At 46.2% G+C, this 22907-nt stretch carries 22 protein-coding genes; 10 read left to right on the top strand and 12 right to left on the bottom strand.

From position 1 onward, the window contains the following. Positions 1–195: 195 nt before the first annotated feature. Positions 196–1002 carry a class II aldolase/adducin family protein gene (locus ACN0W5_RS14020; protein WP_417454718.1) on the bottom strand — a complete coding sequence of 269 codons (807 nt, stop codon included), beginning with the start codon at positions 1000–1002 and terminating at the stop codon, positions 196–198. 237 nt (positions 1003–1239) lie between these two features. Between ACN0W5_RS14020 and ACN0W5_RS14015 the strand changes: the two genes are divergently transcribed. The 3 genes from ACN0W5_RS14015 (at position 1240) to ACN0W5_RS14005 (ending at position 4593) form a co-directional block, all read left to right on the top strand. Next, entirely contained in the window at positions 1240–1827 is a 588-nt protein-coding gene (locus ACN0W5_RS14015; protein ID WP_417454717.1) for a hypothetical protein, read from the top strand. A gap of 391 nt (positions 1828–2218) precedes the next feature. Then, a complete protein-coding gene (locus ACN0W5_RS14010; RefSeq protein WP_417454716.1) occupies positions 2219–3511 on the top strand; it encodes a hypothetical protein in 1293 nt (430 codons plus the stop codon). Then, positions 3496–4593 carry a hypothetical protein gene (locus ACN0W5_RS14005; protein ID WP_417454715.1) on the top strand — a complete coding sequence of 366 codons (1098 nt, stop codon included), beginning with the start codon at positions 3496–3498 and terminating at the stop codon, positions 4591–4593. The genes ACN0W5_RS14010 and ACN0W5_RS14005 overlap by 16 nt, the downstream gene beginning before the upstream one ends. Before the next feature lie 84 nt (positions 4594–4677). On the opposite strand, the gene ACN0W5_RS14000 is transcribed toward ACN0W5_RS14005, so the two are convergent. The 9 genes from ACN0W5_RS14000 to ACN0W5_RS13960 form a co-directional block, all read right to left on the bottom strand. Continuing rightward, positions 4678–5034: a hypothetical protein gene (locus ACN0W5_RS14000; RefSeq protein WP_417454714.1), complete on the bottom strand. Its 357-nt coding sequence runs from the start codon at positions 5032–5034 to the stop codon at positions 4678–4680. Between the two features lie 97 nt (positions 5035–5131). Next, positions 5132–5287 carry a hypothetical protein gene (locus tag ACN0W5_RS13995; protein ID WP_417454713.1) on the bottom strand — a complete coding sequence of 52 codons (156 nt, stop codon included), beginning with the start codon at positions 5285–5287 and terminating at the stop codon, positions 5132–5134. A gap of 356 nt (positions 5288–5643) precedes the next feature. Beyond that, positions 5644–7611 carry a methyl-accepting chemotaxis protein gene (locus tag ACN0W5_RS13990; RefSeq protein ID WP_417454712.1) on the bottom strand — a complete coding sequence of 656 codons (1968 nt, stop codon included), beginning with the start codon at positions 7609–7611 and terminating at the stop codon, positions 5644–5646. Between the two features lie 192 nt (positions 7612–7803). Beyond that, entirely contained in the window at positions 7804–8577 is a 774-nt protein-coding gene (locus ACN0W5_RS13985; protein ID WP_417454711.1) for a substrate-binding periplasmic protein, read from the bottom strand. A 108-nt stretch (positions 8578–8685) separates the two neighbouring features. Further along, positions 8686–9249 (bottom strand): hypothetical protein, encoded by a 564-nt coding sequence (locus ACN0W5_RS13980; protein WP_417454710.1) that lies wholly within the window; start codon positions 9247–9249, stop codon positions 8686–8688. A 664-nt stretch (positions 9250–9913) separates the two neighbouring features. Further along, complete coding sequence (locus ACN0W5_RS13975) at positions 9914–11017, bottom strand: hypothetical protein (protein WP_417454709.1); 1104 nt, start codon at positions 11015–11017, stop codon at positions 9914–9916. 28 nt (positions 11018–11045) lie between these two features. Continuing rightward, a complete protein-coding gene (locus ACN0W5_RS13970; RefSeq protein ID WP_417454708.1) occupies positions 11046–11519 on the bottom strand; it encodes a hypothetical protein in 474 nt (157 codons plus the stop codon). A 30-nt stretch (positions 11520–11549) separates the two neighbouring features. Beyond that, the gene (locus ACN0W5_RS13965) at positions 11550–12083 is read right to left on the bottom strand and encodes a hypothetical protein (protein ID WP_417454707.1); all 534 of its coding nucleotides are present in this window, start codon (positions 12081–12083) and stop codon (positions 11550–11552) included. Between the two features lie 172 nt (positions 12084–12255). Continuing rightward, complete coding sequence (locus tag ACN0W5_RS13960) at positions 12256–13038, bottom strand: XRE family transcriptional regulator (RefSeq protein ID WP_417454706.1); 783 nt, start codon at positions 13036–13038, stop codon at positions 12256–12258. A gap of 485 nt (positions 13039–13523) precedes the next feature. Between ACN0W5_RS13960 and ACN0W5_RS13955 the strand changes: the two genes are divergently transcribed. Both ACN0W5_RS13955 and ACN0W5_RS13950 read left to right on the top strand, forming a co-directional pair. Further along, positions 13524–13856 (top strand): hypothetical protein, encoded by a 333-nt coding sequence (locus ACN0W5_RS13955; protein WP_417454705.1) that lies wholly within the window; start codon positions 13524–13526, stop codon positions 13854–13856. 15 nt (positions 13857–13871) lie between these two features. Beyond that, positions 13872–14483, top strand: a complete 612-nt coding sequence (locus ACN0W5_RS13950; protein WP_417454704.1) for a hypothetical protein — start codon at positions 13872–13874, stop codon at positions 14481–14483. 35 nt (positions 14484–14518) lie between these two features. Here ACN0W5_RS13950 and ACN0W5_RS13945 read toward each other — a convergent pair whose 3' ends face one another. Both ACN0W5_RS13945 and ACN0W5_RS13940 read right to left on the bottom strand, forming a co-directional pair. Further along, positions 14519–14875 carry a Rap1a/Tai family immunity protein gene (locus ACN0W5_RS13945; RefSeq protein ID WP_417454703.1) on the bottom strand — a complete coding sequence of 119 codons (357 nt, stop codon included), beginning with the start codon at positions 14873–14875 and terminating at the stop codon, positions 14519–14521. A gap of 24 nt (positions 14876–14899) precedes the next feature. Next, positions 14900–15280 carry a Rap1a/Tai family immunity protein gene (locus ACN0W5_RS13940; RefSeq protein WP_417454702.1) on the bottom strand — a complete coding sequence of 127 codons (381 nt, stop codon included), beginning with the start codon at positions 15278–15280 and terminating at the stop codon, positions 14900–14902. Between the two features lie 113 nt (positions 15281–15393). Between ACN0W5_RS13940 and ACN0W5_RS13935 the strand changes: the two genes are divergently transcribed. From ACN0W5_RS13935 to ACN0W5_RS13915, 5 genes are all read left to right on the top strand, one after another. Continuing rightward, positions 15394–16548, top strand: a complete 1155-nt coding sequence (locus ACN0W5_RS13935; protein ID WP_417454701.1) for a hypothetical protein — start codon at positions 15394–15396, stop codon at positions 16546–16548. 52 nt (positions 16549–16600) lie between these two features. Then, positions 16601–16960: a hypothetical protein gene (locus tag ACN0W5_RS13930; RefSeq protein WP_417454700.1), complete on the top strand. Its 360-nt coding sequence runs from the start codon at positions 16601–16603 to the stop codon at positions 16958–16960. Between the two features lie 109 nt (positions 16961–17069). After that, positions 17070–17609, top strand: a complete 540-nt coding sequence (locus ACN0W5_RS13925) for a hypothetical protein (RefSeq protein WP_417454699.1) — start codon at positions 17070–17072, stop codon at positions 17607–17609. Positions 17610–17871: 262 nt separating this feature from the next. Beyond that, the gene (locus ACN0W5_RS13920; protein WP_417454698.1) at positions 17872–18840 is read left to right on the top strand and encodes an SEL1-like repeat protein; all 969 of its coding nucleotides are present in this window, start codon (positions 17872–17874) and stop codon (positions 18838–18840) included. 115 nt (positions 18841–18955) lie between these two features. Continuing rightward, a complete protein-coding gene (locus tag ACN0W5_RS13915; RefSeq protein ID WP_417454697.1) occupies positions 18956–22894 on the top strand; it encodes a tetratricopeptide repeat protein in 3939 nt (1312 codons plus the stop codon). Positions 22895–22907: the final 13 nt, after the last annotated feature.

Raw genomic sequence — 22907 nt, 5'->3', positions numbered from 1 at the left:
AAAATACGAAGCTTATTGTGAATGGATCGTAATTAGATTCTACTACTATTGCGTTAATTATGTTTTCAATTTTATCTAATTAAGGGCGTGATAATTAGCGCTAATTATGTGCATGTTATCTGAATTATATGCAATAAACTTTGAAAGACGAACAATCTGAGTAAGTTATTTTATGCTCTTGGATTTTCAGAATAATTACTCCTTATAAGACGGGTCTGTTTTGTCCAACATGGATTTCAGGTGGCCGAAGTGGGCGAAGGATGCGTCGCTGTAATCTTCCCAACTTTGGGCGGTTTTTTCGGCGATTTCGTCGCTCATAATGTTGAGGCCCTGTCCGGTGGAATAGGCGAGGACCAACGTTTTCGCCGCGCGTTCCAGAAAATAGAGATCTTCGAATGCTTCGGCGACCGTTTCGGCGGCAACGGAAACGCCGTGGTTGCCCATCATCATGATGGACTGGTTGCCAAAGGCGCGGGCGATGCGCTGTCCTTCTTCGGCTTCATCGGCGAGGCCGCCATAGTTCAGGTCGATAGATATGCGGTTAAAAAAGCGGGCGGTATTCTGATCAATGGGTTTGATGGCGGGGTCTTTCAGTGTCGCCAGCACGGTGGCGTAGGTTGGGTGACAGTGTAGCAGAACACGGGCATTGGGGGCCGCAGCATGCACGGCACCATGTATGCACCATGCTGTCGGGTCGGGGGCATCTGGTCCGTTCATAACATCGGTGTCATCGGCATCTAATAGCAAGAGATCACTGGCCCTGATGTCAGAAAAGTGTTTCCACTTGGGATTTAAAAGAAACTTTTTACCATCTGCAGATACAGCCGCAGAGAAATGATTACCCACGGACTCGTGCCAGTCAAAATGAACCGCCAAGCGAAAAGCGGCGGCAAGATCAACCCGAAGCGCCCATTCTTTTGCATCAGTTTCTGCGCGGGAAATGCCCTGTAAGTCAGAGATTCCGATGTGCTGATTTGTGGCCTGATTTATGGGCTGGGTCATCTTCGTTTCTCTTTTCAATATCTGATTATTCATGAGCCTGATCGGTCAGGCAGAATTGGTCAAGCTGTTTACATCTATCCGCGATCCTTTAATGCCCGCATCTTCGGGGATATTTTCTTATGACGTGTTAAGGGAGTGTTTGCTTCGGCGAGATAATACCTTTGCCTTGAGGGGCGGGGAAAGGCACACTATGGCCAGTGTTTATTCTCATCATTCAAGATTTTTCCAAGATTGTTCATGACAGCTTTATTTGAAATTTTTCTCAAGATCGGGGCGCGGGATTTCCTGCCCTTTTATCGCGATCTTAAATCCGCCGGGCATATTCGTTCCGCTGCGGTTTCCTATTATCTTTGGCGGTATTTGTTGTACAGCCTTTTGGCACTTGTTGTCGCGGGGGTAATCTTGTGGGTTATGGGGGCGGTTGTCTTTAGTCCGGCAAGTGGGTTTTCGTTTAATCCTGATCTGACAATTCCGGTGATTTTTGGAACTTTGATCGCGCTTTATATCTGGTGGACCCTGATCGAAATGGTTGGGGATATGGTGCATGTCTATAGCCGTGGGCAGGTGGCAAAAGCCAAGGTTATGGGGATAAAATCTCGGATGGGACGCGGGTTTTATGTCTTGTTGCGGTTTGAGCATCAGGGCGAAACGATAGAGACCAGTTTTGCCAAGCAGATCGGGCAAAAAAGCTATTGGGAAGCCTTTCCCCATGATCATCTGGACATAATTTATGCCGAAAACAAGCCAGAGCTTGTGATGCCTTATCAGGCTGATCGTTTTGAACAGCGGTGTCTGGATAAAACCCGCGATATACCGCAAGGGTAATTGGACTTATCGCCCTTGGATGGTTTTAGGGGGATGCCGTTCCGAATGATCTGGGAATTGGGTATGGTTTGGGCGGACAACCAGTTTGTGATTATAACAGGCCGATAGATTTGTTTGCGACCAAATTCACGATTGGGAAAAGAAAGATGAAAAAGGTCTCCCTTTTTATCTGAACGAGGTTAAGATACAGAACAAGAAGACTTATGTGTTCATCAGGTGGCACAAACAATAGACAGTGTGTGGGGGCAAAAGCCGATTAAACTGACTTTATCTATGGGGGTAGATAAATAAAGAGCCAGTCTTTGGATTAGCCAAGGAGGCAGGTTTTATAAGCCTGTCATCGGAAAGCTGTCGTGTTTGTGAAAAGTGTGCAAAACAGGCGGAGTAGAGGTTGCCAGAAGAAAAAGTCAGAGTTTTAAAAGAGGGCTTGCCGTCGTTACATGATATGGAAACAGATGATCTGGTCGATTATCTGCTTCGGGCGCGGAAAATCTTTGTTACCAGTCTTACGAAAAAAGATCCCCCCCTGGATGAACGGTCACTTTTGCTGGAGACAGTAAATTTTGACGAAGCAGTCAGACGTATTCTTTCTGAAAAATCATCTGCTGCTGCTGATACATCTTGTGAAGCCACAGATATCGTGGATGACAGACCTAAGGTCGAAGACGGCAGTACTGTTCATGGGATTTCTCATGAGCCGTCTCATGGGGCTTCGCGGGCGATTGGCCTTGATGAACCGGAAACGGTGCCTTCAGAAGATGCTCTTTCAGATGTTTCGGTGGACAGCTATTTGTCCGAGCGGGATCAAGAAGATGAAGATGTTTTACTGTTGGAAGAAAAACCTCTTTTTGCTGAGCAGCCTTTGTTAGAGAAGTTGACGAGACCACGCACATCTTCTTCCTCTTCTTCTGTTGCCCCGGGAGTATCTGGGACACCAAGAGAAGCAGGCAGCTTTGGAACGTCTAATAGAGAGGAAACATCCAGAACCAGACCGGGAAGTGCTGATATCGGCATGGAGCAGGGGGGAATTGATCTGGATGATTTTTCACCTATGGATGAGGGAGAGAGGCGTCGGAAGGATCGTCGAACAGAGAATCGGGTGGGGCAGGGAGCTAAAAGCCCCAAACGGGACGAGGATATCGATTTTAATGACGAAGACATAGGTTTGTCGCCCCGTGATCCGTCACCTTATGTGTGGGACAGCGATGTTGATGAAAGATCTGGCGGTGGGTTTCTAGGGTTCATTAGTGGCCTTATCGTACTGGCGGTTTACATTACCTTACCGGCCTTGGCGCTTGTCTCTCCCTTGTTGACGCCGGCAATGGCGTGGGCGGAATGGGTTAACCTTTCTATTCTGTCGGGCATTGTGGTGGTGGCTGTTTTGATCTGTGCCTTGTTCAGCCGTTATCGTTTCCGTTATGCCCTTTACGGGGGCATGGCCTTTGCCTTGTTGAGCTCTGGTGCTCATTATATTCCCCAAGTGCGAGATTTTGTCGAAAACGAAAAAATTGTCTTGCCCATGGCATCGCACTACCTGATCGAAGGATATTTTCAACTTGCCGAAGAAAGCCAGCTTCCCCTTAAAACAGGGGCGATTCAATTACAGCCAAATGAGTTGAATTACAGTCGCTTACAGCGGGTAAACCTCTTTGTGAAGGAGGTCGACGCATGGTTGGAAAATTGAAGTTTCTATTTATGATTTTGTCTTCTGCTAATTTGTTGCGTCGTCTTCTGATGCTTGGGGCCTTACTTGTTTTTGTCGGGGCGGTGGGGCCTGTTGCTCGTGCAGATGTGATTGGTCGGGGAGAGGGCGATCACCAGTTCCTTTCGTTCAATAAACTTTCCTTCACAAAAAAGGTGTGGGGGGACACAGCTCTACCTGAGCCGGGGGAGATTAAACAGAATACATTTTTACCAAATATTGATTACAGCTATCGTTGGCGGATTGAAAACGGCGGAGCACAGGCGATTACACAGGGGCAAGTGATCTGGAATATTCAGGCCAATACCTTTTTGCCACTGCCGCCCCATCCCGGCGGACGGGCGCGTTTAAGTGAACTTTCCGAAGAAAGCTGGTCACAATTGGCGCTTTACGATGTGAAGCTGAAACTTATCTTTCACGGGAAAGAAACCCCGGAAGAACGCTATGGAATCGTGCTCGACCTTGGTATTCCAAACAAACCCGGTGAGAAAAGCTGGAGCATTACAGTACCAAAACGGGTGAGTTGGGATAAGCTGTTGACCCGTTATCGGGGACCGGGATCAAACAATGGCGTCTATTTGTCTTCGGACGAGGCCAGAGCGATCGTTGGGCAGGCAGGGGAAGAGAAAGAGTTTGTGATCGAAAGTTCGTGGCTGGTTTCGGCAAGAATGAGTACGGTCGCTTTTTTTGACGATCTGTTGCAAAAGCGTGTGGACTGGCGGGCAGAGGTGATGGTGCACACGGTTGAAGCTCAGGTGAACTCGCTGGAACGTATCACCAGTTTGCCTGTAGAAAAGATCCGTCAGGCACTGGCCGTGACACGGGTTGAAATCAATCGGAATATCACGGCTGTTCCCGAAGCTCTTCGGCGTCTTTATAATAAGCTGAACAAGGGGGTTCCGGATCGTTACATCAGCCCGGTACGGCGGGATTATTACCATGCCGAACGCACGCGTATTTATGACGATGCTGCTGCAAAACTGGAACAGTTAAAGCCAGGTCAGACGATTGATGATTATCCCACGTGGTTTGATAGCAAAGTTCAGGAAATCGGCCTAGAGTAATGTGCAGAGATTTAAGGTAAAGCGAACACGGCAAAACGAGGTGGTTTCTGGCGGTGTGTATTTTCCGGCTGGGTATCTAAGTCGTTAATATCTAAGGTTTTTCATTCCCTCATTCTCGGCTTGGTCAATTGCCAAGAGGTCATCGGAAGATGGTTTTACAAACTGGTTTAAAATTTCTTTTGGGGTTTTCTGGTCTCTTAACAGTGCGGCTTCCAGATCTTCCGGTTTGATTGTCAAAGCACGTTTGAGGTTGGCCTTTTTCTGTGTGCCCGGTAGATAGATTGTTGTCGCGACGCGGATGTAGGCAGAAAAAGAAATACCTTGTAATAAGTCTTCGTCGGTTTCGACTATATAGTCACCAGCCGGGAGCTTTTCGTTGAAATTTTCAAGAAAAAAAGGCTTCTTGAACGTAACGGTTTTTTGTGTGGTTCGTGTTGGCATTGGTAGCCTCGTTATGAATAATCATTACGCACTCAACACTCTGTAGAGTGGCGAAAAAGGGCCCTATCTTCGACACTCATACAAGAGAATATAAATTCTATGCTTTGATTTCCGGACTTTTGCCCGAGGCAGATTTGTCCCCCGCATCAGCAACGTTGCCGGCCGCATTGTGCGTCGGTACTTCTTTTACTGTTTTTTCAGGCATTTTTTTTGTCGCATCATCTCGGGCGACGGAGAACTTATTGAAAGACATAATGGTTCACTTTCATTTAAGTAGAAAAAATATTCTACTTATAAATAGATATGGTGTTTTTATTTGAATTAACAATATAAAAATTCATAATTATTTGAGTTTTTGTTTTATTTTTATTTCATGTTTATTTTAAGCGTAATTATGTTTTAAGTAAATGTTTTGGGCGTGATTCATTGAAGGTTTGAGGGTTAATTCATGATTTATGACTAATTCAAGATTTGGAATCACCTCAAATTTTGGGGAGACAAATTTACTGGATACAAATAACAAAAGAACAGGTCAGCCCCAATTGGAACTGACCTGTCAGGAGCAAACTCCCTGTCAGAAGTAAGCTCATAGAGTTTGAAACGATTTAATCAGGCAGAGCGTATATTTCCGAGGAACGTCTGAATTGACGTGCTGAGAACGTTGGACTGGCTGGTGAGATCATCTGCTGTTGTTAGCATATTGCCCGCAGCGTGTTCCGTGTTCTGGGCGGTTTCAGACGTTTCTGTCAGATCCTGGCGCATGGACTGTGCAATGCTGGACGTTTCTTCTACTGACCTAGCAATTTCCGATGTTGCCGCAGCCTGTTCTTGTACTGCCGCAGCAATGGCTGAGGCAATCTCGTGAACACGCTGGATCGTCGTTGTAATACCTGTAATAGCCTCTGCGGCTTGCATGGATGCTGCCTGTACACCATTGATCTGTAGCGCAATTTCGTCCGTCGCTTTGGATGTTTGGTTCGACAGGTTTTTAACCTCGCTGGCCACAACGGCAAAGCCTTTGCCAGCTTCGCCGGCACGTGCGGCCTCAATCGTGGCATTCAACGCAAGCAGATTGGTCTGTTCCGCAATATCGGTAATCAGGCCGACAACTTCACCAATTTTCGTGGTTGATTCTGCCAGCTCTGACATAATGCCACGTGTATTATCAGCTTGTTGAACGGCTTCTTGCGTTACGTTGGTGGACTGTTCAACCTGTCGACCAATTTCTTTGATAGAGGCTGAAAGTTCTTCTGATGCTGTGGCGACCGTTTGTACGTTTTCTGTCGCACGGGTTGCGGACTGTGCAGATACATCACATTTGCCCTTCACCTCGCTGGCGGCCTGCCGCATCGACGGGGCCGTTTTCGACATGGTTTCGATAGCCTCATCAACTTGCGAGATAACACTGGTTACCTCCTGGTCAAAATTGGCAATCAAATCCCGCAGTGTTTCTGCTTTTCGTAGCTGTTCATCCTGTGCGGCTTGTTGTTCCTGATTAAGGCGCTCGTTCTCGATCAACTGATCCTTAAAGAAAAGAACAGCATTTGCCATTTTGCCCAGTTCATTGGTTGACTCTGTGTTTGGCACATCAATGTCGCGATTGCCATTTGTCAGTTCTTCCATGACTGTGGTCAAACCTTGAATTGGGCGGGATAAAAGCGTGCTGATCCACCAGCCAATAGCAAAAACAATAATCGCTGTGATCAAAATAACAGTAGCCATAACAAGGGTTGTTTGCTCTGCATTGGCAATGGTCTGTTCTTTGGCCATATCATAATCAGCTGTCGCGACTTTTTCCATTTTGTACAAGGCAGGAATACCTTCGGCATAGACAGTGCTAAGTGTCTTTTGATCTTTTTCTAGGGCCAATTTCAGATCAGCCAACTTGTTAAAGGCAGTTTGGTATTTACCCAATAGATCCGTGATTTCCGTGGCATCATTGGCGGCAATGCCCGATGCTTTCATTTCTGTTTTGAACTCACCGATACGATCCCCTATTCGGCCAATATATTTGGGATCAAGCCGCAAAAGAAAATCTTTTTCGTGACGGCGCATCATTAACATAAGGACTGTTAAGTCAGCATTATTGAGGGATTTTAAGCGCTCTTCAACGTTGTGTACGGCCCCGCGAAGTTCACCACGCAGACCTTCTTCTTCGTTTAAACCTATTTCTTTCAGGTCATGTACAACGGTTTTAAATTGTTTTTCATAGCTTGCGGACAGATTTTTCAGGTCATTGACATAACCTGTAAATTCAGGAGTGTTTGCTTCTATTTCCAGCTCACTTAGGTTTTTGTTTATGGCAATCATAATTTCTGCGTGCTGGCCGATATACTTTTCATCCAGACGCAACAGGAAGTCTTTTTCGCGACGACGGGCGTTCAGAAGTAATTTGTCCAGATCTTCTTCCAGCTCTAGAACATGTCGTGCTTTATCCTGATTTGAAATGTATCCGTTTTTAATTTGGTTACTGACCAGATAAACACTACCCACTGCGACGAAACCGACAAGGGCAAGAACACAGATTGCTAAAATTTGAAATCGTATGCCAAGGTTTGTAAAAAAACTTAGCTTCATGGTGTCTCCTTCATCCTGTTATTTTTTCAGGATGTATTCTGTTAATTAGTTATGAAAGGTATTGATTTCACTAGGTTTAATACAGGGTTTCAATACAGGTTCGCATACCATTGTATGCGTAGGATGTAAAAAAAGTATTAAAAAGATAAATTGCAATTTAAAATTGTGTTTGGGGGACGGGCGCCTTGTGAGTTAAAACTGGAATACAGTTCTGGTTTTATGTGCAGTGCCGTCCTGTTCAAATTTATCCAATGACGCCTGAATATCTTGAATAATACTTGGGTCGGTTTCGGGGTTGCAGGCCAACCACAGTCCAATTTCCCGCACTGCAAAGACTTCTTCTAAGTTAGATATATCTTGATGCTTTATAATTTGTTGGCCAGAAATACGCCCTGTTGCCCAAAGATCTATACGCCCCGTCTGCAATTTTCGGGCGTTGGTTTCGTCTTCGATAGGGATCAAATCAAGATAGGGGTGTTCTTTTTGTTGAAGATATTGAGTGAAGGCCCAGCCATCAATACCGCCCACCCGATAACGATAGGTGTCTTCTAGCGATGTTAACTGGATTTTTTTGTCCTTGGGGGCATAAAAAGACCAAGCATCTTTTGCAAGTGGTCCAATCCAGAGAAAATCGTCTTCGCGTTGTGCGGTGCGCCATGTTGAATAGATACAGACCGACGGGCGGTTTTCAGCAATGTGATAGGCCCGTTTCCACGGTAGCATTTCTATCTTCAGTTTTATGTTATTTTCATCGGCGGCAAGGCGGATTAATTCGGTCGCTAATCCGGTAATAGTTCCCTCGCTATTGACGGTGTTTAGAGGGGGGTATTCTTCGGTGACGAGATAAAGCGACCGGGCGGAATCTGTTCCATCATCCTGTGTATGTGCCGGAACTATAAAGAATAAATTTATAATGCAGCTACAGAGGAATAAGGAAATAAGAGGAGTGTTACCAAACTTAGTCATGCCCCGATTATATAAAGCACTTTGTTAATTTTGTCTTATTAAATCAAGGTTTAATGAAGATATAAAACTTACAAAATGTGTGGGTTTAGCAAGCTTATATGCCGTGAGTTAAAGGGCGTCGTTCGGTGGAACAACAAAGGTGCTGGCATAAGAATTAACAAAAGATCCAAATCCATGATCTGATAATGATCTGGAAGAGTTTTTCTTCTCTTTGCCTGAGCCTGAGCCTGAGCCTGAGCTTGATCTTGTCGTGGGTTTTGTCTCTGATGCTGTTTTGGGGGCTGAATAATTCACTGAAAGGTGAGGTGAACGAGGGAGCATCTTTCCCGTGGTCTCTTTTCTCTGGTGTAATTTTTCATATGCCCGGTCCTTTTCCGTTGTTGAGTTTTCGACATAATTACGGATCAAGCGACAAAGGGACGGATCAACGCAGGTTTCATAGGAACCTCGATGATCGTTGTCGTAGCCAAAAAGCTCAACTTCCCCAATCAAAAGAACGCTGTCTTCCTGGCCGACGGTTACCCGTGCATCAAACTCGGCAGCCACACGATGACCGCAAAGGTAGGGAAAGGTCAGTTCAAGCTTTGCGGAGGGGATATTCGGATTTGCCAAGGAGGTATCCGGATTTGAAGATAATGGACGGTCCAGAGAAGCACTATGAGACTGTGTCATTAACCAGAACCTTTTGATCATTAACGGGGAATAATTTTACCCGTAAACTCTATGGCTGTTCAAAGTATCTGGAGTTTAATTTTTGCTTTTACACTTTGCGTTAATAACTCTTAGGAATATCGAAGTTACCAAGACGTACACAGATAAAGAATATACGCTTTGTTGGGCCCAAAGACTTAATCCAAAAAAGCGATTGTTTGCCGGGGGGAGTACAAAAAAATGATTAAACAAAGAAACGGGCTGCAATGTCGATGGGGGAAACAAACTTGTGTGTAACGAAATTTGCTCCAAGAATTCATTGTCCGGAAAAACAAAGTCATAATTGAAAAGCAGCAAGGTGGTGGGAAAAATCACCAAACATGCCATTATAACCCTTGTAATAGAGATAGGGGTATTAGAGATACGGTTTCTTTTTTTCCAATAATTTGATCCCAGAAAAAGTGGAAATATACAAAAACCGATCAAAAAATATAGTGTTGCGTATAACGCCAGATAATCTAGGTCAAAGACAAAATAGTAGTCGCCATGGGGCCCGATATCTTCTGTGTAAAAGGCGATGTCGACATAAAGGTATGAAAATAAAATCACCCCCGGCACGCCCAGAAGCAATATAAAAATACCTGACAAAACTCTTAGCACGAGAGAATTTTTAAGCACGTTATTCCTAGTCAAAAATAGAGACGCCAGTTGATGTGAGGATGATTTTTTTTGTGAATAAAAATCGGTAAGCGCAATAAATAACAATTGACCCGATGATAGAAGTACCGAGTAAGACAGCTAAGGCTATAGGTGCGATACCGTACAGAATTTGGTCAAAATTGTTTTCAAACTCAAAAATAATTTTCGCGAATGGGACCTTGTACAGCTGTACGGAAAGGCCGGTAATAAAATTTGCGATGGCTATGACAAGAGTGCCACCGAAAAATGCTCTGCGTGGCTTGAATTTGGCGAGTGTTAAGAAGTGGGGCAGAAGAATAAAGCCAAAGAATAAACAGCCGGGCAGGAGCATTAATATTTCTATGCTTATATCTTTTTGAAAACTAAAGGACCGTCCATCGACAAAGTTCAGGACAGTGAGAATAATAAAGGGCAGTAACAGGGCTACGACGCCACAGATTATCGATGAATAGAGCCTCATCGACGTTGGTGAGAGCTGTGTGTTAAATCTTGTTGGTATGTAGTCAGGAGTATTTGAATAATTTAGTTCTTGGTTTCTATCGATTTCCTCTGATAGCGCCGGGCTAGAAGTCACCCTATTCAAGAATACCAATTTGTGCGCGATCCATCCCATGATCCCACCTGTTACCGCATAGGCTATGAGAGGGTATAAGACGGTTTCCCGTAAAAGGAGCAGGTTTAAAAAATCGAGAATTAAAACAAGGTTTTGAGAGAATAGTATGTAACGTAATGGTTCTATCTCGCCGGAAGTTACAAGATACGCAAATCCAGATAGAAAGAACCCGAGGGTTAAGGCAAAAGTACCGCCGAAAAATGCACGTAACGGTCTGTAAGGAGAACGTAAAACAAAGTGAGGGAGTATAACAAAGCCGATGATAAAATAGATAATAGTCGAGTAAAAATAGAGTGATATGTTTTGAACATCAGGGGTAACAATCTCAAGGGATCCATAGCTCAAATAACTGTAGCTATAGACAATTATTTGCCTGAAAAGTTCATGGATCAAACAAGTGATAACAGCTAGGGTTAAGCGAACCTTGTGTGACATCAAACAGTTCAAGACGGCTTGATAATTGAGTTGTTGGCGCATTGTTGTTGTCCCTTTTTTCGGGTTAGGCCTATTCAAAAACACTTGGTTCTATTTCCGGGGCGAACTTTTTTCTTTGGTTGGCGATTGCGCGTGAGAGACCTATGGCCGCGATGGAGCCGATGAGGCTATAGGGAACGGCAAAGACAGCGCCAAAAAACATGAAAAAAAATGTCGTTTTGACGTGTTGTATCAAATTTGCGTAGCTGAAGTTCCTGAAATTAGTAAACTGAAGATCGCTTTCGTAAAAAACACCAATCAGAAATCCGCTTATAAGGGCGGCACACAGGGTGGTTAACGAACCGGCCCCTATGGCGCGCAGGGTCTTGTATTCGGTGGGTTTTAAAATGGCGGCGGGAATGAAAAATCCGCTACAGAGGCCCCCCAGGAAAATCGGGGTTAGAAAAACAATGTCCGCGAAAATAATCGATAATGAAAGGGCGGCAACAATACCGAAATAAAAACCACTGCCAAGGCGTTCTGCGAAGGTGAATTTGGGGTTCATGTGAAATTGCTTTTGTTGCTTCAATAGGGATTATTTTGGAGATATGTGTTCTGGTTTGGATGAAGGAACTAATCTGCGGGAAAGGCGCGGTTTGTACGAAAGGGACTGCTCATGATCCGGTTTTGGAAATATCCATAAAGCTATAAGGGCAAAAAGGCCGCCGAGTGGCGAGATCATGGCGGATGAAATCAAAATGCCGGACAAGTGGAAAAATATTTTCGACAGATCAGAAGGCTCTGGCCCAAGGAACTGAAGTTTTTCATAGCTGCTGGTGAGCATAAAGGTAGTGTTGGCAACAAGCATTGTCAGGGCAAAACATAACATACCGCCCATAAAGGCCCGACGTTTGGCACCTTGTAGGTCATTCAAGAAACGAGGCAGGGCAAAGAACCCCACGGGAAAGGCAAACAGAAAAACCGAGAGTTGCCGGATACTTAGAATATCCCGAAACAAAAGCTGTGGATAAAAGCTATCGGCCCCCAGCCCCATGACCAGTAGGATAAAGAGATAGCTTATCGTCCCCCAATAGAGGCCGATGATCAGGTGGAAAATTTTGTAAGGCATATGTGGTTTTTAATCGGTTATATTGCGAGCAGTGTAGAAATATATTTTGTAATTTTTGTACTAATCGTTATGACTTTATTGAACGTCATGGTTGTCGTCCAGAAGAAAATGATGTGCGGTAGAGGGCGTGTTTTCTGGCATTAATGTTTGCTTTCTGGTAAAGGGTTTTTACCTACATCCGGCGACCGTACCAGACGACGCGGCCGATGATGTTTACCTCTTCGATGGTGCGTTTGTATTCGTTGTGGTTGGCGTTGTCTGAACTGATACGCAACAGGGGCGGGTCTGAATTGGGGATCAATTCCAGCCGTTTGACGACAACACCGAAACCATCCCAGAGGGCAAAGATACCCGGTGGGGTCGGGCGCTGGTCGTTGGTATCGATCATCACGCGATCACCAGATACCAGCGTTGGGGTCATGGAATCCCCTTGTACTTCTATGATACGTGCGGCGACGGGACTGACACTTAGTTCAGACCGCAGGTAATCCGTGGGCAGGAACCAGTTGCCCTTGACATCGTCGGCAATGGCAACGCCACCCTGTCCATCGTCACTATAGGATACCCCCGCTTCACCGCCGCCGCCCATGCCGCCCCGTACGGCAATTTCAGCCACAGGCTCACAGCCAGAGGCGGGGGCAAGAGGACGAGCTGGGGGGGGAGAAGTCGTTCGGGTAGGTTTACGCGTTAAAACATCGTCATCAAAGTGGTCTGTTCCATCAGTATCATCAGATTTGTTGATATCGATAGACTGGTGAGTGCTGCGGTTGGTGCTGAGCAATTCTTTTGGATCGCAGGACATGGCGATGGAAAGGCGTACCATCCAGACATCGGTTAAACGCCGATCGCCTTTTTCCAGTTTCATCACCTGTGCTTTGGTTGTACCAGCCTTGTCCGCAACCTGTTGCAGGGTCATGCCTTTTTCGGTGCGTATTTCCTTGATTCTGTTTTCCATATCATCAGCCTGACGATTTTATCCTATTGGTATTGTTCGATTTTTACCGCGCGCCCTATATACAAGGTACTAGGATCAAAAAGGATGTTTTTGATCAATCTTCTTTGTTGATGTCAATTCATAAGTATCCAAAATCATCAAAAATAAGTTTACAAAATGGATACATTTTTCTTGACTTCAGTTTCCACTATGGATACATTTGCGCCATCAAGTCAAGCAGAAACTGAATTTGTTGTCTTCTATCTTTTTGTATTCAGACCAATTAGTCGTTGATATTAATCTCTGAATAAACTGAGTTTTACGTTCGTTGTTTTTTGCCTCGCTTGAATATCGTTAAAATTGTTGTCACATAAGTTTCCAATAAGGAAACTTTACACATCAAAAAAAGAACAAAACATGAACAATATATGTGTTTTTTCATACTTTGCAATAAAAAGCGATCAGACATGGTCCCTTGTCGCAAAGGCGGTCGAACAGGGGGATGAATGACAAACCGGAATGATTGGCAGGATTTTTACCGTCAGAAAGTCAAGGAAATGGGGGGCTTGATACATCTAACGGAAGTCCTTCCCCCACGCATTAAAGAAGCAAGCCTGATACGAGGTGAGGGTAAAAGTACTTCAGAACCAAAACTAGAGAAACTTAATCCAAAAGGTCGTATCGCTCAAAATACAATTTCAAAAAAATCATCCATGGGGAAGAGCATGGCAAGAGGGAAAATAAAGGGTCGTACCAAAGGGCTTTATCTATGCCCAGAAAACGCCAAAACCCCACCAAAATTCGTAACAGCAAAGCTCCCAACAGGAAAATTTAAATAAGGGATAGATAATCAGATGAAATATACACCCGCCGAAGACCTACAACCCGATTTTTCTATCGGATTTTCACCAGCTCAATCTGGGGGACAAATAAAACACCTCGCGGAAAAGCCAAAACCTGAAGGTCCGCCCGTCGAACAAGTCAGATCCGAGGCGAAAATTCAGCTAACGCCAACGCCCTTTGCTGTTTTCAAGGCACTTGCCGATGCCCCGGGGCAGGAGCTGCCCTATACCGAGTTGAAAACAAACAGCGGCATGGCAAAGGTGAATTCCTTTCCCAAGCATATACAGGAGCTGGTGGCAAAGGGGGTGATCCAATGTCTTGGCCCGCATCGTGATCGCTATGTGATTTTAAAGGTTGATCCCATACGTGTTGAAAAGGTCAACCGCTATGCCCGCAAGACCAGCCAGCATTCCCGCCCCGATAGTCAAGGTGGTAGCCAAAGCACAGCTAAAGAACGCAAATGTCTTTCCTGTCAGAAGACCTTCAAAAGCGAATGGGTCGGCATGCGTATTTGCGGTGATTGTAAACTGACCCCGGCTTGGCAGGACCCGGATAACCCCTACACCCCCGAAGGCGACACAGACGGTTCCGGCCTGTCTGACCTAACCACGGGGCTTTATTGATGCACAATAATTTTCAGGCGGAAATTATGCTGAAACTAGCAGTCATTTTCCTTAATCAAAACCTTGCGGATCAGAGCGGGAGCACTTTGAGGCCATTCTTCAGGATGGGCCTTCAGATATGCCATGACCTGATCGATAAAATAGATGGTTGGGTCGCCATAGGTACAAAAGTCGACGCGTTCTTTGAGGCTATCGTGAATAGCCATTATATAGCCACTGCAATAAAGGCCACCATATTCGGCTTGGGGTGTTTCAGCAGGTGGACTGCACTGGGCGTAAAGGCCTCCACCAGTATTGGGGCGGGGGAATGGTGTTGTGTCGTCGATAGTTCCAAGGGTTGTACCAGAAGCCAATATGCTAGACGCGGTTATAATGGAAATTATAAAATTCATCTCAGGTGTTTTTCTAACTTATGGTTACGGGCAAGGGAACTTGGCTTTGATCGCAGCATCCACGGCAATGCGAGCGCTCTTTTTCTTCAACTCTGGATGCTTTTCGAAATATTCTACAACAGCTTTCATAGATATTTTTGGGGGGGTAGGCGGAAGACAGATAGAGCCTTTTTCACTGAGATCATCTTCGGCTGCCATAATGTAGGCGGCGCAGTAAACAGCCATATTTCCGTCAACAGTATTGCCGGGCATTCCCCAAAGTTCACCCTCCAGATAAACCCGATCAATTGCTTTTATACCTCTTTCGCAAAGGTCGTAAATAAAACGGCCCTGGGTTGGAAACGCGTTCGACTGTCCTGCAACGAGAAATATCATAATAAACGCAGTAATAAGTTTTTTGAACACGATCTCTCCCTTATTGCGTGTGTCCGAAGACTGAGCAAGATAGCTGATTCTGTCAAGTTTCGAGTGGCTGTATTAATGCTCGGTGTCTGGACGACAAAGAAGGAGGCTTATCCATGAGCAAACTTCCGTGGTTCAAGTTTTTTCCGACTGATTGGCGGGCCGATGTGGGCTTGAAGCTTTGTTCCCTTGCGGCGCGGGGGCTGTGGCTTGAGATGATTTGTATCATGCACGAGGCCGGGGGATATTTAGAGATCAATGGCAGCAACGTTACGACGTCGGCCCTTGCATCATTGTCTGGATCATCACCTCAGGAAGTCACCGTGTTACTTGGTGAGCTGGAAGAGGCGGGGGTATTCAGCCGGGATCGCAAAGGACGATTGTATTCACGACGGATGCTGCGCGATCTGAAAAAATCCTCTGTTGCCCGAAGTAACGGGCGCAAAGGTGGCAACCCATCCCTTGTTGCGGGTGGAGTGCTGGCCGAGGACGACACCGCTTTCGTTTATGAGCCAAGTCCTTCTTCTAAAAGGAAAAAAATGGCAAAGCTTAAGCCAGATTTGAGGGCAGGGCATAAGGCTGCGGATATTAGAGGGGATAAAGCCAACCATAAGACAGGTGATAAACCCCAGAGTCCAGAAGCCAGAGACCAGACTCTCCCCTTAACTCCCAAGGGAGTTAAGTCCCCTCATGATCAGGATTTGGATCGGGGAAAGCAATCCCGGAAAGAGCAATCAGGGCAAAACAGGCGAGCCTGTCGCCTTGATACGGATTGGGTGCCGGATGGGCGAGATCATGATTTTGCCCGCACCCGTGGACTAGAGGAAGAAGATATTGCCACAGAAGCCCTTAAATTCAGGAACTATTGGACCAGCCTTGGCGGGCGCAGGGCCTGTAAAATCGACTGGCATCGGACATGGCAAAACTGGATCTTGCGTATCCAGACCGGCGATAGATCGGCCAATAACAACCCAGCCAATAACAACCCAGCCAGTAACAGTGTCACCAGCAACAGTCTCACCAATAACAATATCGCCGGTAACAATATCTCCGGCAACAACACGACTGGCCGCAACCCGACTGGCAAAAGCTATTCGTCGGGGGCAACGGGTGGCAGACAACGATCAGGCGGTTTTAACCTCGGTGAAATCGGTGCTCGGGTCCTCGGTCGGGCTGAAATACAAGACGATATTTCCCAAGGGCGGGGGCAGTCAGAGCAGGTTAGAGGATGTAATCTTTCCCAAGTCGATGACGCGGGAACAACAGAGTGAAGTCGTCCGTATTCTGTCGTTGTCTTTAGCCCCTTTGTCGCGAGTAGAGATCATGCGCGAGCTGCTCAAGCTCAAGGTTAAAACCAGCAGCCGGAATATGGACGAAGCTTCACTTGAACTACAGCTAGAAGTCTATGCGGATGAACTAGCGCGGTTTCCGGCGGACTGTGTGTTGCAGGCGTTAAAGGGAGCAGGGCGGCAAAAGTGGTGGCCGGATTGGGGCGCGCTGGAAAGCATGCTGACGCCGTTACAGGAATTGAGACAACGGCTGTTAAGGGACTTGAAGGCACGGGATAACCTGATCCACCGGCGACATGGTCGGGAAAGGCTAAACAGCGAAGGGCCAGAAGCGTTGAGCTTCTTCCTGAAGGATTTAGAGCCGCAACATGAAAGTGGGATCAGGGGTGAATAACCTGAAGAAAGGCGAGGGAAACCCGAAAGAAAAATTAGGTTGAATTACGTCTGTTAAAAACATTGAAGAAACAAAAGTCAAAGGGACGATTTTGGATATGGGAAGATCTATGAAAACGGCAAAATCTGGAAGATCAACGGCTCATAACGCTATTGAAGAAAGAGTCAGCCAATCTAAACAGGGCCAAAATAATTGCATTCAGGCAAGCACAGATGCAACACATACAGGCGCTGGAACGGAAAGCCATAGCGGCGAAGCCTCAAGTTTGTTGGAACAGCTATATGATCGAGGTGTTCTTGGTTCCAAGGACAGTCGAGATCGCCGGGCAGAGCGTCGCCGGGACAATGGTTTCTGGCTTATGGAACTTTACGAATTTCTCTACCATTCCGAAGGGGTTGCCCGTTATGAGCCCTTTTCTGGTGGGGCCAAGGGCTATGGCGCAGAAATGAGCGACGAAGAAGCGGAATTGAGGTCGCTTTACCATCGTTACCTGCGCGGCTTACCCGCTGTGGTTACGCAATCCTTACGTTTCTTATGCAAAGACCAACAGATGCCAAGGGTCCAGACTGTCCCGCTTGCTGAGTGTCTAGACCAATTGGATCATTGGCGCGCCAAAGAACGCAAAACCAATGAGCGAGGGGAGAGGTAGGGGAATGAACAAAGAAGACAGGGAAGCAGGTAAATTATCTCTATATCCTTGGTTGCAAAACTAGCCGTCGTCACGCTATTATTCGCAATCTGGGGAGAGTCTAATCGCTTATTATGTCATGGTTTTACCTCTTTGGTTCTGTTCTTGTTCCTGTTGGTTCTGTGTGCTTGCAAGTTAGGCGCGTTCACTCGTTAAGTGTTCTCGTAAGCCAAGTGTGTCCGCAACATTGTTTGCAATTTGGCAAATATCTAAAGAGGCTCAAATGAAACGTTTTGTAATTGTTGTCGCGGGCCTTGTTGCTCTTGCTGCGGGGCTTGGTCCAGTCCTTCATGTCTATTGGTCTGATCATTGGGGGCCGGATTTTAACGAGGCTGCACTGGCATATGACATCGGTGATTATGAAACCGCGATGGATAATTACCTGCCGTTTGCCGAAGACGGAACCGGGAAAAACAACCTTATTGCCATGTTTAATGTCGCCCTGATGTACGAAAAGGGGCAGGGGGTTGCGCAAGATAATGATACCGCTGAAATGTGGTTTATGCGTGCTGCCGAACTGGGCCATGTCGAAAGCCAAAACAGGCTTGGGCATGCCTATGAAAACGGCGATTGGGGAACCAAGGATTTTGACTGGGCGCTGTTGTGGTATGGCATGGCGGCAGATCAGGATGATGTTTCGGCACAGGCCAGTCTGGCCCGGATGTATTTAAACAGCTTGCAGAGCGATGCCCCGAACCCGGATCACTTGCCCAAGGCGGTGATCTGGTTGCAACGGGCTGTTGATGGTCACGACGCAAGGAGTGAAGCAGCCTTGGCATACCTTTATGAAACGGGCAATGGTGTGCCCCTTAACCCGGAAAGAGCTTTCAAGCTTTACAGGCGCGCCGCAAAACAGAGTATTCCCTTTGCCCAGAACAAGTTAGCCAATATCTATTATGCTGGTGAACTGGTCCCAAGGGATTACACCTTGGCCCGCAGATACTTTACCTTTGCTGCCGAGCAACAGGAAACCGCCGCCCAAATCAGTTTGGCGCAAATGTATGCGTGGGGCGAAGGGACGCCCCGGGATTTAGTGAAGGCCTATATGTGGTTGTCTGTTGCCGATGCGCTGGGCAATCCCGCAGCAAAGGCACGGCTGATGAATGTTGAGCAGCAAATGACACCTGATCAAATCTCAACCGGTGATGACCTATCCCGAAAATGTCAGGGGAAAACCCTGATGCGGTGTTGATTGTGACGCTTTGTTGCTGATGTTTTGTTGTTTGGGGGCAAACGGATGTCGGATGCCCTTGGTTTGATTGGTAAGTTTATTTGTCGTTCTTTCTTTTTTGTTCCATAGGTTTCTCATGATCCGTTTTTTGCTTTTGCCTCTGTTTATTGCGCTTGTCGGGTTGGGTGTTTTTGCGCTGGTTACTGAAAATCCGGATGGCTTTGAAGCTTATGAACAGGGGGATTATATTGTCGCCCGCGAGGCCCTGATCCCCGTTGCTGAAGATGGAAATGACGAAGCACAGTACATTCTGGGCCAAATTTATGAACAGGGGCTGGGTGTTCCAAAAGATCCGGATATGGCCTTGAAATGGTACCGACTTGCCGCGGATCAGGGACATAGACAGTCCCTGGTGAAGCTGTCCGAGATTATTAACCAGAAGCTCGGTCAAGGGTCTGATAGTACGGCCAAGGATACGTCAAACACCACAGACAAGAACGGCAATGATCTAGGTGACAATCTACCTGTTGTCGAAATGGATGCGGATAAATCACCAGAGACAGGAACATCAAAGACTGATGTTGACCAACAGGGTGGAGAAAACAACCAACCAGATCTAAACCCAGAAAAAGCAACCGAAACGATAACAGAAACAGACCCAGATAAGGAAGCTACCGGCGGCGTTTTGGAAATGCTGGTGTCCCTGTTTGATGATAAGAACAAGGAAGAAGAACGAAGCCCAGATGAACAAAAATCTGAGCCGTCATCCGATACGCAACAAGTTACCAATCAGCAATCGCTTTCTGAAAATGATCTGAAAACAGGCCCTAAAAAAGAGCCCCCCCCCGAAGTGATAAGCGGTGAAATGGCCGGATCTTTGGTTGATGGGACGCTGGCTTTCAAGAATGAACTTTATGAGCAGGCTCTCAAAATCCTTCTGCCCCATGCGATTAAGGGAAATGCCGAAGCCCAGTATTTGGTCGGGGAAATCTATCGCAAAGCTCTGGGTGTTGAAGGTGATGAGAAAAAGGGGCTGGCATGGATTAGAAAAGCAGCCGAACAAGGCCATGCCGAGGCGCAGTATTTGCTTGGGTTTGTAATCGAAAACAGTTTTGGTATTGAGTATGAAAAAAATAAAAGCATCTACTGGTATCGAAAAGCTACCGATCAAGGACACCCGAAAGCGAGGTCCCGACTGACTTTTTCGCTGTTTGGGGGGGCGTTTTTCGACGGTTATGGTTCCCTTGTCGATGATGCCATAGGACACAAGGTATTTGAGGTTGAAAAATTTCTGCGAATAACTGAAATGGAGGAAAATTTCAACAATGCTGATCATTTGGCACAATTAGGTGATAGCAATGGTTTGGTTCGTCTTGGTTATGCCTATTTGAAAGGAGAGGATAGGCCACAAGATATTGCGTTGGCGATAGAATACCTTGAAAAAGGTGCCCGGGATAATACCGATAAGGCTATTGCAATGCATCGTTTGGGAGAGCTTTACAGTAAAGGGAAATCTGTACCACAAGATTTTGACAAGGCTGTTTTCTGGTACAAAAAGGCTTTTGATCTTGGCGTTGATTATGCCGGTCACGATCTGGGGGAATTGTATCTTAACAGAACAGATATTCCTGATAATCAAGATCAAGCTTTCAAGTGGTTTAAAAAATCTGCTAAGGCGGGATTTCATCGTGCTCAGTTCAAACTTGCCGAATATTACTACAAGGATGATGAAAACAAAGATCTGAAAGCTGCTTTTAAATGGGCCTATCTTGCTGCAGAGCAAGAAAATGGTGAAGCTCAATATTTATTGGCAAAGCTCTATGAAGACGGGGACGGTATCCCGAAAGATACTTCACAAGCTGTTAGATGGTTCCGACATGCCGTTGATAACAAAAATGATTTGGCGAAGGTTGCTCTATTCCAAATTATGGAAACGTTTCCCGATTTGATTATGGATCCTTTGGCCTCTGAAACTTTGGAGGTGGAAGATCATTACAGGGAATATTACAGAGGTGTCGATGCTTACGAAAAAAATCATCAAACGACAGCTAAGGATATATGGTTTCGTCTGGCATCAAAAGGCTATGCGCCTGCTCAACTAGAATTACAAAGAAAGTATTTTAAGTGGTTTGACACTGAACATTTCGATCAAGTTCAATTATGGCTTAAAGAGGCCGCAGAGAGCGGCTATGCCCCGGCTCAGGTGCAATATGCAAGTGATTTGGCTGTCTATTCATTTGAGGATGAGGGGTTACAACAGGTATATCACTGGTATAAGCGCGCAGCAGATCAAGGGTTAAACCGCGCTGTGGCCGAGGTTATTTCAGCCCATGTTCATGGAAAGGGTGTTCCCAAAAGTCATAAAAAAGCTGAAGAGCTGACAATCCATTATGCACAACAGGGATCTGAGTATGCCCAGTTCCAGTTGGGGTACTGGTATGAACATGGATTTTTGGTGGAAAAAGATCTGGATCAGGCCCACAAATGGTACCAGAAATCTGCGGATCAGAACTATTGGCTTGCGATAGAGGCAATGGAACGGTTGCAAGACGCGCAATCGCAGTCACCTGATACAACTTCGGCTCAGCCCCCTGGTGAAACAATAGAACCCGTAGAGCTGACAGAGAAGGCGGCAAAATCTCTTCCCCAAGAAGTCCCTGAACAGAGAGAAAACCCGGAACAGAAAGTCGCCTCCAAACAGAGAGAATCTTCTCAGCAAGCAAAGGCCGAGAGTGACGCCGCTAACGAGGCAAGCTATCGACTTATGTGGCTTTCATTTCGCATGGAGGACTATGAGCTTGCGTTATCAACCGGTTTGCCTCTGGCAGAAGCAGGTGATCTCGAAGCCCAAATTTTGGTCTCGAAAATCTATGCCAGAAAAAGTCCGCCCGATCATGACGAAGCGTTCAAGTGGATCTCCCGTGCAGCTGAAACAGGTGATGGTGCTGCTCTGACTTTACTGGCTGCGCACTATCTTGCCGCGAAGGGCGTCGCACAGGATTTTGAAAAAGCCTTTGACCTGCACAAGTCTGCGGTCGAACAGAAAGATCCCAGAGCTCACGTCGGGTTGGCCATGCACTATCATTACGGTCTGGGGGTGCCCAAAGATTTAAAAAAAGCGGCAGACTACTATGAAACGGCCGGGGAGCTGGGAGAAGTCAGGGCTTATACCTCACTCGGGGAGATGCATGAAAATGGTGACTTGGGGGCAAGGAATCTTGCGCGTGCCCAGCATTATTACGCATTGGCGGCAAAAGCCGGGGATCAAGAAGCCGAGGCAAAACTGGAAGAACTGAGGGCAGTTTTGTCCAGTATTCCCAAACCAAAAAGAAAGCCTGATAACATTCCTGCGCGTCCGGTTCCCAAACAGCTTGCCAAGGAAACCCCGATAATTAAGCGGCAAGACAAGGGGACTTTCCCGTCTTCGTCTTCTGGATATCTTGCCTCGTCCATGGAAAAATATAAGGAACTCTATGCTGCGGGTGACTATGGCAAAGCACTTGAGATACTGCACCCATTCGTCGAAGTAAATAATCCCCAAGCTTTATACCTTATGGCTGATATGTATTTCAGAGGATTAGGAGTTAAACGAGACACAAAACAGGCATTCCTGCTTTTCGAACGTTCAGCACTGTTAGATTACTCGAAAGCACAGGCTAAGGTTGCCTATCATTATTTGGCGGGGACTGGTACCAATAAAAATCTTGATAAAGCCCATAACTGGGCACTGAAATCAGCAGTTCAGGGGGATGCTCTAGGTCAAGAGGCTATGGGGCTTGTTCTTGCAGGAAAAGATCAAAGTGATCAGGGCTTAAGACAGGCTGTGAAATGGTTCAGGCTCGCAGCGGAACAGGGTGGTGTTGATGCTCAATCGTTATTGGGTTTTGGGCTTACGTCACTTGATACAGACGACAAGGAAGGATGGATGTGGTTGTACGTGGCGGCCATTCGAGGGGATAAACTTTCAAAGTCAAACGTTGACAAATCAAAAGAACATTTTTCTGAAAGCTTTGTCACGCGAGTGGAAAATATGGCGCGCAATTGTATTGATCAAAACTACCGGAACTGTGAGTGATGGACGCTTGTTG

The organism is Kiloniella sp. (assembly GCF_048270245.1).
GTDB lineage: Bacteria > Pseudomonadota > Alphaproteobacteria > Kiloniellales > Kiloniellaceae > Kiloniella.
Note: the sequence above shows the minus strand (reverse complement) of the source record. Positions and strands in the feature narration are given on the sequence as shown.